Genomic DNA, 15,142 nt, shown 5'->3' on the forward strand with positions numbered 1-15,142 from the left:
CCTTTTTCCCCTCTGTCATTCCCGCGAAGGCGGGAATCCATCTCCGGCGCTGGGTCCAGACGACGGGGTGAGAGATGGATTCCCGCCTTCGCGGGAATGACGGTGATGGCGGTGCTCGCGGCGTTGCTGCTTCCCGGGGCCATTCTCCACGCTTCCGACGCGGAAAAGCCGGTCGAGCGCCACTATGCCCCCGCGCCGCCAGCGCCGATGAGCCAGACCGCCGAACAGGTCGCGGCGAAATCGGACGGCTGCTATAGCTGCCACAGCAAGACCGACGAGCCGTCCATGCACGCGACCCCGGCGGTGATGCTGGGCTGCACCGACTGTCATGGCGGCAATGCGGCGGTGCGGGGCGATCCCGCATTGGGCTTCGAAGACCCCGCCTATGTCGCGGCGCGGGAGAGGGCGCATGTGCTGCCGCGCTATCCCAAAAGCTGGCACTATCCCTCCTCCGCCAATCCGCAGCGGACTTACACGTTGCTGAACCGGGAGGCGCCGGAGTTTGTGCGCTTCGTCAACCCCAGCGACTATCGGGTGGCGCGGGACGCCTGCGGGTCATGCCATATGCAGGTCATCGAGGCCGCGGAGCGTTCGCTGATGGCGTCGGGCGCGATGCTGTGGGGCGGGGCGGCCTATAATAATGGGATCGTGCCGTTCAAGAACTACATCTTCGGCGAGGCCTATACCAGGGACGGGAAGCCCGCGAAGATCGTCTCGCCCGGCAGCCCGCCCGGCACGCTGACCGCCGACCAGAAGGCGCGGGGGGCGCTGGCGGAACTTTATCCATTGCCGACATGGCAGGTGATCCCGCCCGGCGACGTCTTCCGCGTGTTCGAGCGGGGCGGGCGCAATATCGGCACGCAATTTCCCGAAATCGGCCTGCCCAATCCCACCGGATCGATCCAGCGGCTGGAGGAGCCGGGGCGGCCCGACCTCAAGCAGTCCAATCGCGGCCCTGGAACGGGTCTGCGCGTCGCGATCCCGGCGCTCAACATCCACAAGACCCGCCTCAACGATCCCTATATGTGGTTCATGGGGACGAACGACCAGCCGGGCGATTATCGCCATTCGGGCTGTTCGGGCTGCCATGTCGTCTACGCCAACGACCGCGAGCCGCGCCACAGCCTGATCTACGCCCAATATGGCCGGGACGGGCAGACCGCCACGGTCGATCCCACCATCGCGGCCAAGACGAGCCATGGCGGGTTGAAAGGCCCGCATGGCGAGACCGTCAAGCCGGATCATCCGGCCAGCCCCGAACACCCTGTCGGCGCCGTCAAGGAAAGCGGCCATCCGATCCGCCACGCCTTCACCCGCGCCATCCCGACTGCCCAGTGCATGAACTGCCACATGCACCAGCCCAATATCTTCCTGAACAGCTATCTGGGCTATACGATGTGGGACTATGAGTCCGACGCGCCGCTGATGTGGCCGGAGAAGCAGAAATATCCGACCGCCGCGCAAGTGCATGAGACGCTGGAGCGCAATCCGGAAGGGGCTTCCCCACGCGGCAAATGGGCGGACCTGGAATTTCTGCGCAACGTCTACGACCTGAACGACAAGGCGAAGGATACGCAGTTCGCGGACTATCACGGCCATGGCTGGAATTTCCGGGGCGTGTTCAAGCGCGACCGGGAGGGCAATCTGCTCGACGCGGACGGCAAGATCGTGTCGCCCGACGATCCGGAAAAATGGCGCAGGAAGGGGGAGGGGAAGTTCGTTCCCGTCGGCACCAATCCAGGCAAGTCCGTGCATCTGATGGACATTCATGCCGAAAAGGGGCTGCAATGCGCGGACTGCCATTTCGCGCAGGACAGCCATGGCAACGGCTTCATCTATGGCGAAGTGGCGAACGCCATCGAGATCGGGTGCAAGGACTGCCATGGCACGGCGGACGCCTATCCGACGCTGCTGACATCCGGCCCCGCAGCGCCGCCCAAGGGCACGAACCTCGCCCTGCTGCGCAATCCGGACGGCAAGCGGCGCTTCGAATGGTATTATGACGCCAGCGGACGGCAGCGGCTGATCCAGCGGTCCATCGTCGATCCCAAGCTGGAATGGGAAGTGTCGCTGGTGAAGGATAGCGTCGATCCGGCCAACCCGCATTTCAACGCCAAGGCGGCGCGGGCCAAGCTGATGAGCCGGTCGGGCGCGGAGGATGGCAGCTTCGCCTTCGGTCCCGGCGTGGCGAAGGCGGACCGGGCGCATGGCGACGACACTATGGCCTGCTTCACCTGCCACCTGAGCTGGACGACCAGTTGCGGCGGTTGCCATCTGCCCATCGAGGCGAACTGGAAGACGTCGCTCCACCATTATGACGGGGAGGAGACGCGCAACTTCGCGACATACAATCCGCAGGTGGCGCGGGACGAGATGTTCCAGCTTGGCAAGCATATGACGACCAAGGGCAATGAAACCGCGCCGGTGCGGTCGACTTCGGCGCTGGTCCTGTCGTCCACCAACATCAATCGCGAGCGCATCTATATTCAGCAGCCGCCTGTGTCCGGCATCGGCTTTTCCTCGCAAGCCTTCGCGCCGCATTTCCCGCATACGGTGCGGCGGACCGAGACGAAGACTTGCTCCGACTGCCATTTGTCGGCGAAGGACGACAATAATGCGATCATGTCGCAACTGCTGCTGCTCGGCACCAATTTCGTGAACTTCGTGGGGCTGAATGCCTGGACGGGCCTGGAGGGCGGGTTTGAGGCGATCCGCGTCACCGAATGGGACGAGCCCCAGGCGGTGATCGGCAGCTATCTCCAGAAATATGCCTATCCCGACTATTGGAAGCTGCATGTCGAGCAGAACAAGCGGGAACTCAAGGATTGGGTGCGCGGCAAATATTTTGACGGGAAGGCTTCGGGCGAGACCCAGGCCGTGGAGGAATTCCGCAATGTCGTGAAGGGCACGGCGGGGCGCGTCGGATGCCTGCAACTGCGCGGCGAATATATGTATGTGGCCGAAGGAAAGGGCGGTTTCCGCGTCTATGACGTGGCGTCCATCGCCAACAAGGGCTTTTCCGAGCCGATCGTGAGCGGGCCTTTCTCGAAGCTTGGCCATGATGCGGGTATTCGCACGAAGAACGCGACCTGCATGGCGCTGCCGACCAACCAGCCGATCAATCCGCTGCGCAACACCAAGGAGTTGCGCGAGATCAATCAGGAGCAGGCGTTCCTGCCGATCTACAGCTATGCGGCGGTGACGGACAGCGTCGAGGGGCTGATCATGGTCAATATCGAGACCATGGCCGACGGCGAGTTCCGCAACAATTTCCTGAAGCGAGCCGTGACCTGGAACCCCAATGGCGTGCTGAACGGCGCGCGGCATATCCAGTTGGCGGGGCCGATCGCCTATATCACGGCGGATGTCGGGCTGGTGGTGGTGGACCTCAGCGATCCGCTCCACCCCCGTCTCGCCGCCGTCCGCCCGATGAAGGATGCGCGGGCGAGCGCAATCCAGTTCCGTTATCTGTGGGTGACGGATGCGGAAGGATTGAAGCTCTTTGACGTGACGAAGCTCACCGATCCGGTGGCGGTGCCGTCCGCGACCGTGCCTCTGGCCGATGCGCGCCGCATCTATCTGGCGCGCACCTATGCCTATGTCGCGGCCAAATCCGACGGGCTGGCGATTATCGACATCACCAATCCGCTGCGGCCGGCCGCCTATGCGAAAGAAACGTTCGGCGGGCAGATGACCGATGTCGAGGACGTGATCGTGGGCACGACCAATGCGTCCCTCTTCGCCTATGTCGCGGACGGCCGCAACGGCCTCAAGGTGATCCAGCTCACCAGCCCGGCGAGCCAGCCCAATTTCTACGGCTTCTCCCCCGCGCCCAAGCCGGAACTGATCGCCTGGGCGCGGACGCCCTCGCCTGCACTGGCGCTGTCCAAGGGGCTGGACCGCGACCGGGCGGTGGATGAGACCGGCGGGCAGATCGCGGTGTTCGGACGATTGGGGTCGCGCCCCTTCACCCGGTCGGAGATGGAGCGTCTGTTCCTGACCAGCAAGGGCATCCCCTACAAGGTCAGCGACGAGGCGGATATGAAGGGCTGGCGGCCGCCCCTGCTGCGATGAGCCGGGGTTCAGGCGCCCGGCACGCCCAATATCCGCGCCTCGTCCCTGATCCGTCCGGCCTGCGCCGGATTGGCGGCCCGCGCCTGCGCATAGGCCGCCGCCGCCTTGCCTGTCTCGCCCAGCGTCATGCGGCTGCGCATCAGCATGATCCAGCCGTCGACATTGCCCGGATCGGCCTTGAGCCGGGCCTCCAGACGGGCGACCATCCCCTCGACCATCGCATCCTGCTGCCCCTTGGGAAGCTGCGCCGCGGCCTGCATCTGCTCGCGGCTTGGGCCCGGTATCGCCGCCGCCGCCACGGACATGCCGACGCCCATGGGCGGATGCGGCGCGCTTGGCTTCACCGCCGCCAGCCGCCCAGCGACATCGATGCCGTTGATCTTTCCCACCTGCTCTATCGTCCGGCGCAGGTCGGCTTCCCACGGCGCGCCCGGCGGCGTGTCGCCCAGCAAGGCGAGCCAGTCGCGGATCGCGCCCTCATGATCCTTCGCCAGATCCTTGCGCACCGCCTGGAAATAACGGGCCCTCGGATCCTTGGGATCGATCGTAACTGCCCGATCGAAGGCGTCGGCCGCCTCCTTCGGCATGGGATCGTGCTCGCTCGCCATCACCGCCGCTTCGCCCAGCGACGACCAGAAGGTCGCGTTGCCGGGCGCGAGCTTCGTCGCATGGCGATAGGCGCGCACCGCATCGGCATGGCGGCCGCTCTCGAAATAGGCCCAGCCCAGCCTCTGCCAGCCCTCCGCATCATTGGGATTGGCCCCGACCCGGTCCTGCAGCGCGCGGATCTCCGCTTCCGGATCGGGCATCCCCCGGTTCGCCAGCGGCAAGGGCAGGGCGGCCGCTTTCGTTTCCTCAGGCGCCTGCGACACCCTGTAGCCGATCGATATGGCTGCTATGCCGACCGCGCCCATCAGGACCACGCGCCTCCAGCTCCAACCCATTATTCTTCCACTCCCCGGCTGTTCCCCGCGATCTTCTCTAGCGTGACGCTGCGGAAATGATAGAGTGCCGCCCGGGACAGGCATCCGGTAACAGCCGGAGCACAGGGGCATATTGGGGGACAATCATTGACTGACCGCGTGCGTATCGCGATCGTCGGATCGGGGCCGGCGGGGCTGAGTGCGGCCGCCCGCGCCGCTGCGCTGGGGCTTTCGCACCTGCTGATCGAGAAGACGGATCATCTGTCCGACACCATCTTCAAATATCAGAAAGGCAAGCATGTGATGGCGACGCCCAGCCAGCTCGTGCTGCGGTCGGACTGCGATTTCGAGGCGGGCAGGCGCGAATCGATCCTGGACCGCTGGAATGCGCAGGCGGCGGAACAGGGCGTCAATGTCGCCTATAATGCGGAGGTGAAGGCGATAGCCGGCACCGGCGATCCCATCCCCGGCAGCATCCAGAAGATCGTCGAGCGCAAGCGCGACGGCACGAGCGAAACGAAGGAAATCCAGCGCCTCGCGCCGCCCTATCGCCTGGCCCTGAGCGACGGGCGGGAGGTGATTGCCGACGCGGTGATCATGGCCATCGGCACGCAGGGCAATCCCAATCTGATGCGCGTGCCCGGCGCCGACCTGCCCCATGTCCAATATCAACTGGACGACCCGGCCGAATATAATGACGAGCATATCTTCGTCGTCGGCACGGGCGACGCGGGCATAGAAAACGCCCTGGGCCTCGCCGCCGACGAGGCCCAGGGCAATGTCGTCACCATCCTCAACCGATCGACCGAGTTCGCCAGCGCCAAGGCCGCGAACGTCAAGGCGCTGATGGCCGCCGCCGAAGCCGGCCGCCTGGCCATCATGACCGAAACCACCACGGCGAAGGTGGAGCCGGGTTTCGTCACGCTCGACAGCCGCGATGGCGAGGTGAAGCTGAAATGCGACCGCATCATCGCCCGCATGGGGTCCGCCCCGCCTCGCGCATTCGTGGAAAGCTGCGGCATCGAATTCACCAGCGGCGACCGCCTGGCCTTCCCGAAATTGTCGCCGGTGTTCGAAAGCACCGCGCCCGGCATCTTCGTGATCGGCGCGCTGGCGGGCTATCCGCTGATCAAGCATTGCATGAACCAGGGCTATGACGTCGTCGAATATATCAACGGCAATCGCGACCTGAAGCCGGCGGACGAACCCATCCTGGCCGCCAAATTCGCGGGATTGCCGGAGAAAAGGGGCGTTGCGGAATGGCTGGAGCACCTGCGCGCCAACGTCTCTATCCTGGAGGGGCTCTCACCGCTCCAGATGCGCGAATTCATGCTGGACAGCGAAGTGCGCGCCTATCGCAGGGGCGATGTGATCTTCGAGAAGTTCGATCCCGGCTCCTCGCTTTTCGGGATAGCGCGGGGACAGGCGCTGGTGGAGGTCGCCCCCGGCGTCGAGGTGCCCATCGAACAGGGTTCGATCTTCGGCGAGGTCGGCCTGATCTCCGGCCGCCGCCGCGGCGCGACGGTGCGGGCGGGCGCGGATTCGATCATGGTGGAGGTGTCGCGCACGGCCGCGCTCAAGCTCATGTCCTCCAACCCGCCGGCCAAGCGCGCCATCACCCGCATATCGACCGAACGGCAACTGCTCCAGATGTTCGGCGCCGGCCTGACCCCCGCCGACCTTGCCGACATTCTGGACACGGCGGAAATCCGGACGGTTAAGGCAGGCGAGGCGATCCTGACGGAGGGCGATCTCGGCAACGACATCTATGTGATCCGCGTCGGCTCCATGATCGTGGAGAAGAAGATCGGCGGTAAAAACGTCTTCCTCTCCTATCTTCCCGCCGGCAGCTATGTGGGCGAAATGGCGCTCATCGCCGGCGGCCCGCGCACCGCCACGGTCAAGGCGACGGTCAAGTCGGAGGTCATCAGGCTGAACGGCGACGCCTTCGCCCGCCTGATGGCCGCCAAGCCCGCCCTGCTGGAACGCGCCCGCCGCGACATGGCCGCCCGCCAGGACGTCAACGCCTTCATCGAAAGCCGCAAGGACAGCTTCTCCACCGTCGTCGACATGTATTCGGAAACGGCGAAATTCCTGGTCGACAACGGCATCGGCGAAGCGACCGACGTGCTGCTGATCGACGAGCATCTCTGCGTCGGTTGCGACAATTGCGAGAAGGCCTGCGCCGACAGCCATGACGGCCTCTCCCGCCTCGACCGGGAGGCGGGCCGGACCTACGCCCATCTCCACGTCCCCACCAGTTGCCGCCATTGCGAGCATCCCCACTGCATGGCCGACTGCCCGCCCAACGCCATCCATCGCGGCCCGGACGGAGAGGTCTTCATCGACGAGACCTGCATCGGCTGCGGCAATTGCCAGCGCAACTGCCCCTATGGCGTGATCCGCATGGACAGCGTGCCGCCCAAGAAGCCGGGCCTGCTCAGTTGGATGTTCTTCGGCGCCGGCCCCGGCCCCGGCGAACCGTCGAAGAAATGGCGTTACAAGAACGCGGAACCCGGCGTCGAAAAGCCGAAAAAAGCCATTAAATGCGACATGTGTTCCGGCATCGACGGCGGCCCGGCCTGCGTGCGCGCCTGCCCGACGGGCGCCGCGATCCGCGTCGCGCCGGAAGATTTCCTGACGGTCGCCCGGCTGGGCGGAGAGGCGCGCTGATGGCCACTCGCGCCGCCAACCCCGCGCGCCGGGCCAAGGGTGAAGTGCTGCATGACGGCTTCCTCCGCCACGCCGGTTTCCGCTGGCTGAAGATCGCGACGCTGATCTGCGTCCTGTCGATCGCCAGCTACATGCTGGTGGACGTCACGCCGCGCCATAATGGCGGTAGCTGGTACGGCTATGCCATGGGCACGATCGGCGTGCTGCTGATCCTGTGGCTGACGCTGCTCGGCCTGCGCAAGCGGGCGATGACGGGCGGCCGCTGGTCGCTCAAGGCCTGGACCTCCGCCCATGTCTATCTGGGTCTCAGCCTGATCGTCGTCGCCACGCTGCACACCGGCTTCCAGCTTGGCTGGAACGTGCATACGCTGGCCTATGCGCTGATGATGCTGGTGATTTTTTCGGGCCTGTTCGGCATTACGGTCTATGCGACCTTGCCCGCCGCGCTCAGCAACAACCGCGCCGAAATGACGCAGGTGCAGATGCTCGACGCGGTGCGCGCCATCGACCGGCAACTGCATGACGCCGCGCAGCCACTGACGCATGAACAGGCCGCGCTGGTGCGCCAGTCGCTGGAGGACGACCCGTTCGGCGGCGGGCTGCTCGCCCGCCTGTCGGGCCGCTATCCCCGCTGCGCCACGGCGAGGGCGCAGGCCGCGCTGCGCCGCTGGACCGGCGAGAAGCCCGATACCGGCAACGATCCGCTGGAAAGGATCGACGCCCTGCTGGAGCGCAAGCAGGCCATGCTTGCCCGCCTGCGCCGCCACCTGAAGCTGAAAGCTCTGCTGGAAATCTGGCTCTACGTCCATGTGCCCGCCACCTTTGCCCTGCTGGCCGCGCTGACCGCGCATGTCGTCAGCGTCTTCTTCTACTGGTGAGCCGGAGATGAGCTTCCTAGTCCGTCAGATCAGCCTTACCGCCGATGGCCGCGAGATCGTCCGCGCCGCCATGATCGCCAAGCCGCAACTTTCCCTCGGCCGCGCGGCGGAAAGCGACATCCACCTGCCCGACCTCGCCCTGGAACCGGACCATGCCCGGATCGAGCAGGTCAGTGAGCGCGCCATCCGCGTGCGCGCCACCGGCACGCTGGGTTTCGAACTGGAGGGCCGAATCGGCCTGCGGGCCGAGATCGACCCCGCCCAGGGCGCGGAACTGCGCTTCGGCGGCCACCGCATCACCGTGTCGCGGGACGATGACGGAGAAGCGGAAGGCGCGACAATCCTCTCCATCCGCCGCGTCGATGCCGTGTCCGAAGCCTCGGAGGAAAAGGAGGAGACGAAGGTCTTTTCCCTGCGCGGCCTGTTGCCCGGCAAGCGGTTGACGGCCTGGGCGCTGGCGCTGGCGATCCTGGTCGGCTTCCTGGCCGTGCCCATCTGGAGCTATGCCGGCCGCCCCGCGGACGACACGCGCAACATCTACACGGTGGTGGGCGACAAGAGCTGGTCCTCCGGCCCGCTCAGCCAGGCACATCACGCGCTGGAGGGCCGCTGCGAAACCTGCCATCAAAAGGCGTTCGTGTCGGTCCGCGACAGCGCCTGCCAGACCTGCCACAAGGACGCGCATGACCACGCCCCCGCCGCCCGCATCGCCATGGCGCGGGCGGAAGAGGGGCTGGGCGGCAAGCTGCTGGCGGGAGTAGCCTCCGCCTTCGGCAAGCCGCCCGAAGGCGCCTGCGTCGATTGCCACCGCGAACATGAGGGCGCCGGTCCGATGCAGCCCACACCGCAGGCCTTCTGCACCGATTGCCACGGCACTTTGAAGGATCGACTGAAGGACACGAAGCTGGGCGATGCCGCCGATTTCGGCACCAGCCATCCGCAATTTTCCGCTCTGGTGCAGACGCGGCCGGGCAAGCATCCCCGCTTCACCCGCGCATCGCTCGGCAGCCGGCCGATGGACGATGGCGGCCTCAAATTCCCGCACGACATCCACTTGTCCGCAACCGGCGGCGTCGCGAAAATGGCGTGGACGATGAAGGCGCAATATGGCTTCGGCGACGCGCTTGCCTGCAAGGATTGCCACAGGCCGACCGCCGACGGCGTGCGCTTCCTGCCGGTCGACATGGAACGCGACTGCCAGATGTGCCACAGCCTTGCCTTCGAAACGATCGGCGGCACCGTCCGCACGCTGCGCCACGGCCAGCCCGATCAGGCGATCGCGGACCTGCGGGCTTATTTCCGTTCGACCAGCCCGGCCCAGCCGCCAGCCTTGGGCGGCATGGCGCGGCGGCGGCCCGGAGACTATGCGCAAGGCCGGATATACCATGCCTATTTCGGCGCGGCGGCCGCTCGCCCCTCCCGCGCCGACGACGCTGTCAGGGCCGTCTTTTCGAAGGGCGGCGCCTGCTACGACTGCCACACCATCACGCCGCCCGGCGCGAACGGCAATGCAGGTTGGCAGGTGCTGCCGGTGCATCAGCCGATGCGCTATATGATGAATGGCTGGTTCGACCATGCCGCGCACCGGACCGAGAAATGCGAAAGCTGCCATGCCGCGCCCAAATCGCACGATGCCAGGCAATTGCTGCTGCCGGGAATCGACAGTTGCCGCACCTGCCACGGCGGGGAAAAGGCCAAGGCGGACGTGCCGTCGGGCTGCGCCATGTGCCACAGCTATCATGTCGGCGACGGCGCGCCATGGGCGCCCGCCAACCGTTCGATCGGCAAAGATGCCGCGGACCGGCCGAGAAAGTTTGATAGTCCAAGCGGGTAGCGCCTTAAGGACGGGCCGCGATATATAAGAGGGAAGCAAGGACCAATGCTGATCGCGCAGGTCACGGACATCCATCTGGGCTTCGACCCGGACAACCCCGCCGAATTCAACCGCAAGCGGCTGGACCAGGTCTTGCGCGCCCTGAATGACGGTCCCAACCGGCCCGATCTGCTGCTGGCGACCGGCGACCTGACCGACCGGGGTGACCCGGACAGCTACCGCCGTCTCGCCAGCGCCTTCGGCCAGTGCGACTTCCCGGTCTGGCCCTGCATGGGCAATCATGACGACCGGGCGCATTTCGCCGCGCATTTCCCCCACATTCCCCAGAATGACGGCTTCGTCCATTATGTGATCGCGCAGGACGGGCGGCGGATCATCATGCTCGACACGCTGGAGCCGGGGCGCCATGGCGGCGCCTTTTGCGAGCGGCGCGCGCAATGGCTCGCCGCGCGGCTGAATGAGGACGACGTCACCCCGACGCTGATCGTCATGCACCACCCCCCGGTGGAGGTCGGCATCGACTGGATGAACACCCATCCCGAAGAACCCTGGGTCGGGCGCTTCGCCGCGACCATCGCCGGGCGCCCCAATCTGCACGCGATCCTCTGCGGCCACATCCACCGCTCGGTCGTCGCGCCGTGGAAAGGCACGACCATCGCCATCTGTTCATCCACCGCGCCGCAACTGGCGCTGGACATGCGGCCGATGGACCCGGATGCCCCGGACAATCGCCCGATGATCGTCGCCGACCCGCCTGCTTACGCGCTTCATCGGTGGACCGGGAACGGGTTGATCACGCATTTCGAGACGGCGGACGACCATGTCATGCTCGCGAAATTCGACGCGGGCATGCAGCCGCTGGTGCGAACGCTGATGGACGAGCGGCCGTAACGCAAGCCGGATGCTTAAATCCCGGAGCCTTCCGCCCAGGCGCCGGGACGGATCGCCTCTTCCCTGCGCGGAGGGTTCATTGCGGGCCCCAGTTCGCGCAGCAGGCAGTCCACGACCTGCCGCACCTTCGGCAGCAAATGGCGCCGCTGCGGATAAACCGCCCAGATGGGTTCATCGTCCGGCTGAACATCCTCCAGCAGCAGTTCGACCATGCCGTGCTTGAGATAGGGCAGGATGTAGAAGTCCGGAAGCTGGCAGATGCCAAGCCCGGAAATGCATGCCTCCATGACGGCATGTCCGCTGTTGCACCGGAAGCGTCCCTTCGGCCGATGGATCACCTCCTGCCCGTCGACCTTGAAATGCCATGTGCTGGCGGAGCCGGCGATGCACTCATGCCCGGCCAGCGCCTCGACGCTCGCGGGCCGGCCCGCGGAAGCCAGATAGCTGGGCGCGGCGCAGGTGTAGAGCGTGCGCGACGCCACCCGCGTCGCGATCAGGCGCGGGTCGTTGACCGTCCCCGTGCGGACCGCGACGTCGAATCCTTCACCGACAAGATCGATGACGCGGTTGGACAATTCTATCGACACGGCCAGCTTGGGGTGCTGCATGGCGAAGCGGCGGATGATCGGCGCCACGAAGCGCTCCCCCATGGCGGTCGAGCAGGTCACGCGCAACTCCCCCTGCGGCTCGCTTCTCTCCCCGATCAGGGCGATGGCTTCGTCCCGGTCCTTGGCTATGCGCTCGCACCGTTCGAAGAACACCCGGCCGGTGTCGGTCAGCCGGACGGTCCGGGTGGTCCGATGGAAAAGCAGCGCCTGCACGCGCTGCTCCAGCGCCATGATGGACCGGCTGACATGGGTGGTGGAGACGCCCAGCGCCCTTGCCCCGCGGGTGAAGGAGCCCGCCGTGGCGACGCTGATGAACTCGTCAATGCCATCCCAGTTCGACATTTGATTATACCTGTCCAGGAATAATGATTTTCCGAAACACCATATTATCACCAATGCGGAACAGCGCTAGGGAGGGTGGAAAGAGGGGCAGGGCTAGAGCCGTGGCGCCTCTTACCGCCTGATCATGACGAGGAATGAGAGATGAAGACCCGCGCCGCCGTCGCCTTCGAGGCGAAGAAGCCCCTGGAGATCGTCGAAGTCGATCTGGAAGGCCCGAAGGCGGGCGAGGTTCTGGTGGAGATCATGGCGACGGGCATCTGCCACACCGACGCCTATACGCTGGACGGCTTCGACAGCGAGGGCATCTTCCCCTCGATCCTGGGCCATGAGGGCGCAGGCATCGTGCGGGAGGTCGGCGCGGGCGTCACCTCGGTGAAGCCCGGCGACCATGTGATCCCGCTCTACACGCCCGAATGCCGCCAGTGCAAAAGCTGCCTGTCGGGCAAGACGAACCTGTGCACCGCGATCCGCGCCACCCAGGGCAAGGGGCTGATGCCCGACGGCACGACCCGTTTCAGCTACAAGGGCCAGTCGATCTTCCACTATATGGGCTGCTCCACCTTCTCCAACTTCACCGTCCTGCCGGAGATCGCGGTGGCCAAGATCCGCGAGGACGCGCCCTTCCAGTCGAGCTGCTATGTGGGCTGCGGCGTCACCACCGGCGTCGGCGCCGTCGTCAACACGGCCAAGGTGCAGGCGGGCGAGAATGTCGTGGTCTTCGGCCTGGGCGGCATCGGCCTCAACGTCATCCAGGGCGCGAAGATGGTCGGCGCGGACAGGATCGTCGGCATCGACATCAACCCCGACCGGGAGGAGTGGGGCCGCAGGTTCGGCATGACTCATTTCATCAACAGCAGGGGTCTGTCGCGGGAGGAGACCGTTGCCAGGATCCTGGAGGTGACGGACGGCGGCGCCGACTACAGCTTCGACGCGACCGGCAATACGGAGGTGATGCGCACCGCGCTCGAATGCTGTCATCGCGGCTGGGGGGAAAGCATCATCATCGGCGTGGCCGAAGCGGGGAAGGAAATCAGCACCCGCCCGTTCCAGCTCGTCACCGGCCGCGTCTGGAAGGGGACAGCCTTTGGCGGCGCGAAGGGCCGCACCGACGTTCCCAGGATCGTCGACTGGTACATGAACGGCAAGATCGAGATCGATCCGATGATCACCCATGTGCTGACGCTGGAGGAGATCAACAAGGGCTTCGACCTGATGCATGCGGGGGAAAGCATCCGCAGCGTCGTGCTGTTCTGAACGGGACGGGGAAATTTCATGGGCGTGACTTCCGGTGCCGTTCCGACGCGATCGGACGGCAGGTGATCATGGAACAAGTGAGCGCCAGCAAGGCCTTCGGCGGCGTGCAGGGCGTATACCGGCACGCCTCCGCCTCGACGGGGACGGACATGACCTTCTCGGTCTATGTGCCGCCGCATGACGAAGGGGCGAAGCTGCCGGTCGTCTGGTATCTGTCGGGACTGACCTGCACCCATGCCAATGTCACGGAGAAGGGCGAGTTCCGCGCCGCCTGCGCGGAACTGGGGCTGATCTTCGTCGCGCCGGACACCAGCCCGCGCGGTCCGGACCGCAACGGCGGCGCCGTGGCGGACGATCCGCAGGGGGCTTATGATTTCGGCCTGGGCGCCGGTTTCTATGTCGACGCGACGCAGGCCCCCTTCGCCGCCCATTATCGCATGTGGTCCTATGTGACCCGGGAACTTCCCGCGCTGGTCGCGGCGAACTTCCCCGCCGACATGGCGCGCCAGTCGATCATGGGGCACAGCATGGGCGGCCATGGCGCGCTGACCATCGGCCTGACCCATGCCGCGCGGTACAAGGCGGTTTCGGCCTTCGCGCCGATCGTCGCGCCAGGACAGGTGCCTTGGGGGCGGAAGGCGCTGGCCGGCTATCTGGGCGACGACCCGGCCGCCTGGCGCCGGCACGACGCGGTCGCGCTGATCGAGGATGGCGCCCGCGTTCCGGCGCTGCTGGTCGACCAGGGGACGGCGGACAATTTCCTGGAACAGGAATTGCGCCCCGAACTGCTGAAGGCGGCCTGCGAGGCGGCGGGCATCGACCTGACGCTGAACCTGCGCGAAGGTTATGACCACAGCTATTATTTCATTTCCACCTTCATGGCCGATCATCTGCGCTGGCATGCGGCCCGTCTGGGCAGGGATTGATCGATGGCGCCGATGTTCGCGAACGGCCGCGACGGCGCCGGACCTGCGTTGCAGGCCGAAGCGGGTCCGCCATTGATGCCGATCCGCTACCAGGGGCCGGACGAGCGGCTGGATCAGGTGAGGGCGGGATGACGCAGGCGGACCTCGCCACCCCGCTTCGGATCGAACGCATCGGCAGGGATGACATGTCGCTGCGCGCGCTCGCGACATTGCGCATGACGGTGTTTCGCGGCTGGCCCTATCTTTATGACGGCAGCCTCGACTATGAAGCGGGCTATCTGTCCGATTTCCTGAGCGACGAAACCGCGGTGCTGGTGGTCGCGCGACTGGGGGACATCCCCATTGGCATGGCGACCGCGTCGCCGATGGCGACCCAGGGCGAGGCGGTGAGGGCGCCCTTTCTGGCGGCCGGCATCGATGTCCGGTCCCTCTTCTATTTCGGGGAATCCGTGCTGCTGCCCCAGTTTCGCGGGCTAGGCGTGGGTCATCGCTTCTTCGACGAGCGGGAGGCGGCCGCCCGAAGCGCGGGCGCGACCGGCGCGACCTTCTGCGCGGTCGACAGGGACCCGGACCACCCGGCCCGGCCGAGCGAGACCCGCGACCTGACGCCCTTCTGGACCAGCCGCGGCTATCGCATGGCGCCGCACCTCGCCATGACCATGCGCTGGAAGGAAGTCGGCCAGCCTGAGGAGAGCGACCATCTGATGCGCTTCTGGCTGAAGTCGCTATAGGCGGATCG

General features: G+C 66.0%; 11 protein-coding genes. 9 read left to right on the forward strand and 2 right to left on the reverse strand.

Going from position 1 to position 15,142, the window contains the following annotated elements:
- Positions 1-96: 96 nt before the first annotated feature.
- Positions 97-4,074, forward strand: coding sequence for an LVIVD repeat-containing protein (locus tag SIDU_RS12150; RefSeq protein ID WP_007683458.1), 3,978 nt, complete (start codon positions 97-99; stop codon positions 4,072-4,074).
- A gap of 8 nt (positions 4,075-4,082) precedes the next feature.
- Here SIDU_RS12150 and SIDU_RS12155 read toward each other — a convergent pair whose 3' ends face one another.
- Positions 4,083-4,988 carry a tetratricopeptide repeat protein gene (locus SIDU_RS12155; protein WP_007683455.1) on the reverse strand — a complete coding sequence of 302 codons (906 nt, stop codon included), beginning with the start codon at positions 4,986-4,988 and terminating at the stop codon, positions 4,083-4,085.
- A gap of 168 nt (positions 4,989-5,156) precedes the next feature.
- On the opposite strand from SIDU_RS12155, the gene SIDU_RS12160 reads away from it, so the two are divergent.
- The 4 genes from SIDU_RS12160 to SIDU_RS12175 are packed head-to-tail and all read left to right on the forward strand — an operon-like array spanning position 5,157 to position 11,273.
- Positions 5,157-7,670, forward strand: coding sequence for a cyclic nucleotide-binding domain-containing protein (locus SIDU_RS12160; protein ID WP_007683454.1), 2,514 nt, complete (start codon positions 5,157-5,159; stop codon positions 7,668-7,670).
- Positions 7,670-8,548: a hypothetical protein gene (locus tag SIDU_RS12165; RefSeq protein ID WP_007683453.1), complete on the forward strand. Its 879-nt coding sequence runs from the start codon at positions 7,670-7,672 to the stop codon at positions 8,546-8,548. Before SIDU_RS12160 ends, SIDU_RS12165 begins: the two co-directional genes overlap by 1 nt.
- 7 nt (positions 8,549-8,555) lie before the next feature.
- A complete protein-coding gene (locus tag SIDU_RS12170; RefSeq protein WP_007683452.1) occupies positions 8,556-10,382 on the forward strand; it encodes a cytochrome c3 family protein in 1,827 nt (608 codons plus the stop codon).
- Between the two features lie 45 nt (positions 10,383-10,427).
- Complete coding sequence (locus tag SIDU_RS12175) at positions 10,428-11,273, forward strand: metallophosphoesterase (protein ID WP_007683451.1); 846 nt, start codon at positions 10,428-10,430, stop codon at positions 11,271-11,273.
- A gap of 14 nt (positions 11,274-11,287) precedes the next feature.
- On the opposite strand, the gene SIDU_RS12180 is transcribed toward SIDU_RS12175, so the two are convergent.
- A complete protein-coding gene (locus SIDU_RS12180) occupies positions 11,288-12,223 on the reverse strand; it encodes a LysR family transcriptional regulator (protein WP_007683450.1) in 936 nt (311 codons plus the stop codon).
- A gap of 141 nt (positions 12,224-12,364) precedes the next feature.
- On the opposite strand from SIDU_RS12180, the gene SIDU_RS12185 reads away from it, so the two are divergent.
- From SIDU_RS12185 to SIDU_RS12195, 4 genes are all read left to right on the forward strand, one after another.
- Positions 12,365-13,477, forward strand: a complete 1,113-nt coding sequence (locus SIDU_RS12185; protein WP_007683447.1) for an S-(hydroxymethyl)glutathione dehydrogenase/class III alcohol dehydrogenase — start codon at positions 12,365-12,367, stop codon at positions 13,475-13,477.
- 68 nt (positions 13,478-13,545) lie between these two features.
- The gene (gene fghA, locus SIDU_RS12190) at positions 13,546-14,403 is read left to right on the forward strand and encodes an S-formylglutathione hydrolase (RefSeq protein WP_007683445.1); all 858 of its coding nucleotides are present in this window, start codon (positions 13,546-13,548) and stop codon (positions 14,401-14,403) included.
- Positions 14,404-14,406: 3 nt separating this feature from the next.
- On the forward strand, positions 14,407-14,535 hold the full coding sequence (locus SIDU_RS20245) for a hypothetical protein (RefSeq protein ID WP_007683444.1): 129 nt from the start codon (positions 14,407-14,409) through the stop codon (positions 14,533-14,535).
- A complete protein-coding gene (locus SIDU_RS12195; RefSeq protein ID WP_007683442.1) occupies positions 14,532-15,134 on the forward strand; it encodes a GNAT family N-acetyltransferase in 603 nt (200 codons plus the stop codon). Before SIDU_RS20245 ends, SIDU_RS12195 begins: the two co-directional genes overlap by 4 nt.
- Positions 15,135-15,142 lie beyond the last annotated feature (8 nt).

Origin of the sequence: Sphingobium indicum B90A (assembly GCF_000264945.2) — a bacterium.
GTDB lineage: Bacteria > Pseudomonadota > Alphaproteobacteria > Sphingomonadales > Sphingomonadaceae > Sphingobium > Sphingobium indicum.

Bases quoted from the DNA above. Each gene is read 5' to 3' on its own strand.
- SIDU_RS12150 (WP_007683458.1), top strand. From the start codon at position 97: ATGACGGTGATGGCGGTGCTCGCGGCGTTGCTGCTTCCCGGGGCCATT.
- SIDU_RS12155 (WP_007683455.1), bottom strand. From the start codon at position 4,988: ATGGGCGCGGTCGGCATAGCAGCCATATCGATCGGCTACAGGGTGTCG.
- SIDU_RS12165 (WP_007683453.1), top strand. From the start codon at position 7,670: ATGGCCACTCGCGCCGCCAACCCCGCGCGCCGGGCCAAGGGTGAAGTG.
- SIDU_RS12170 (WP_007683452.1), top strand. From the start codon at position 8,556: ATGAGCTTCCTAGTCCGTCAGATCAGCCTTACCGCCGATGGCCGCGAG.
- SIDU_RS12175 (WP_007683451.1), top strand. From the start codon at position 10,428: ATGCTGATCGCGCAGGTCACGGACATCCATCTGGGCTTCGACCCGGAC.
- SIDU_RS12180 (WP_007683450.1), bottom strand. From the start codon at position 12,223: ATGTCGAACTGGGATGGCATTGACGAGTTCATCAGCGTCGCCACGGCG.
- SIDU_RS12185 (WP_007683447.1), top strand. From the start codon at position 12,365: ATGAAGACCCGCGCCGCCGTCGCCTTCGAGGCGAAGAAGCCCCTGGAG.
- fghA (WP_007683445.1), top strand. From the start codon at position 13,546: ATGGAACAAGTGAGCGCCAGCAAGGCCTTCGGCGGCGTGCAGGGCGTA.
- SIDU_RS20245 (WP_007683444.1), top strand. From the start codon at position 14,407: ATGGCGCCGATGTTCGCGAACGGCCGCGACGGCGCCGGACCTGCGTTG.
- SIDU_RS12195 (WP_007683442.1), top strand. From the start codon at position 14,532: ATGACGCAGGCGGACCTCGCCACCCCGCTTCGGATCGAACGCATCGGC.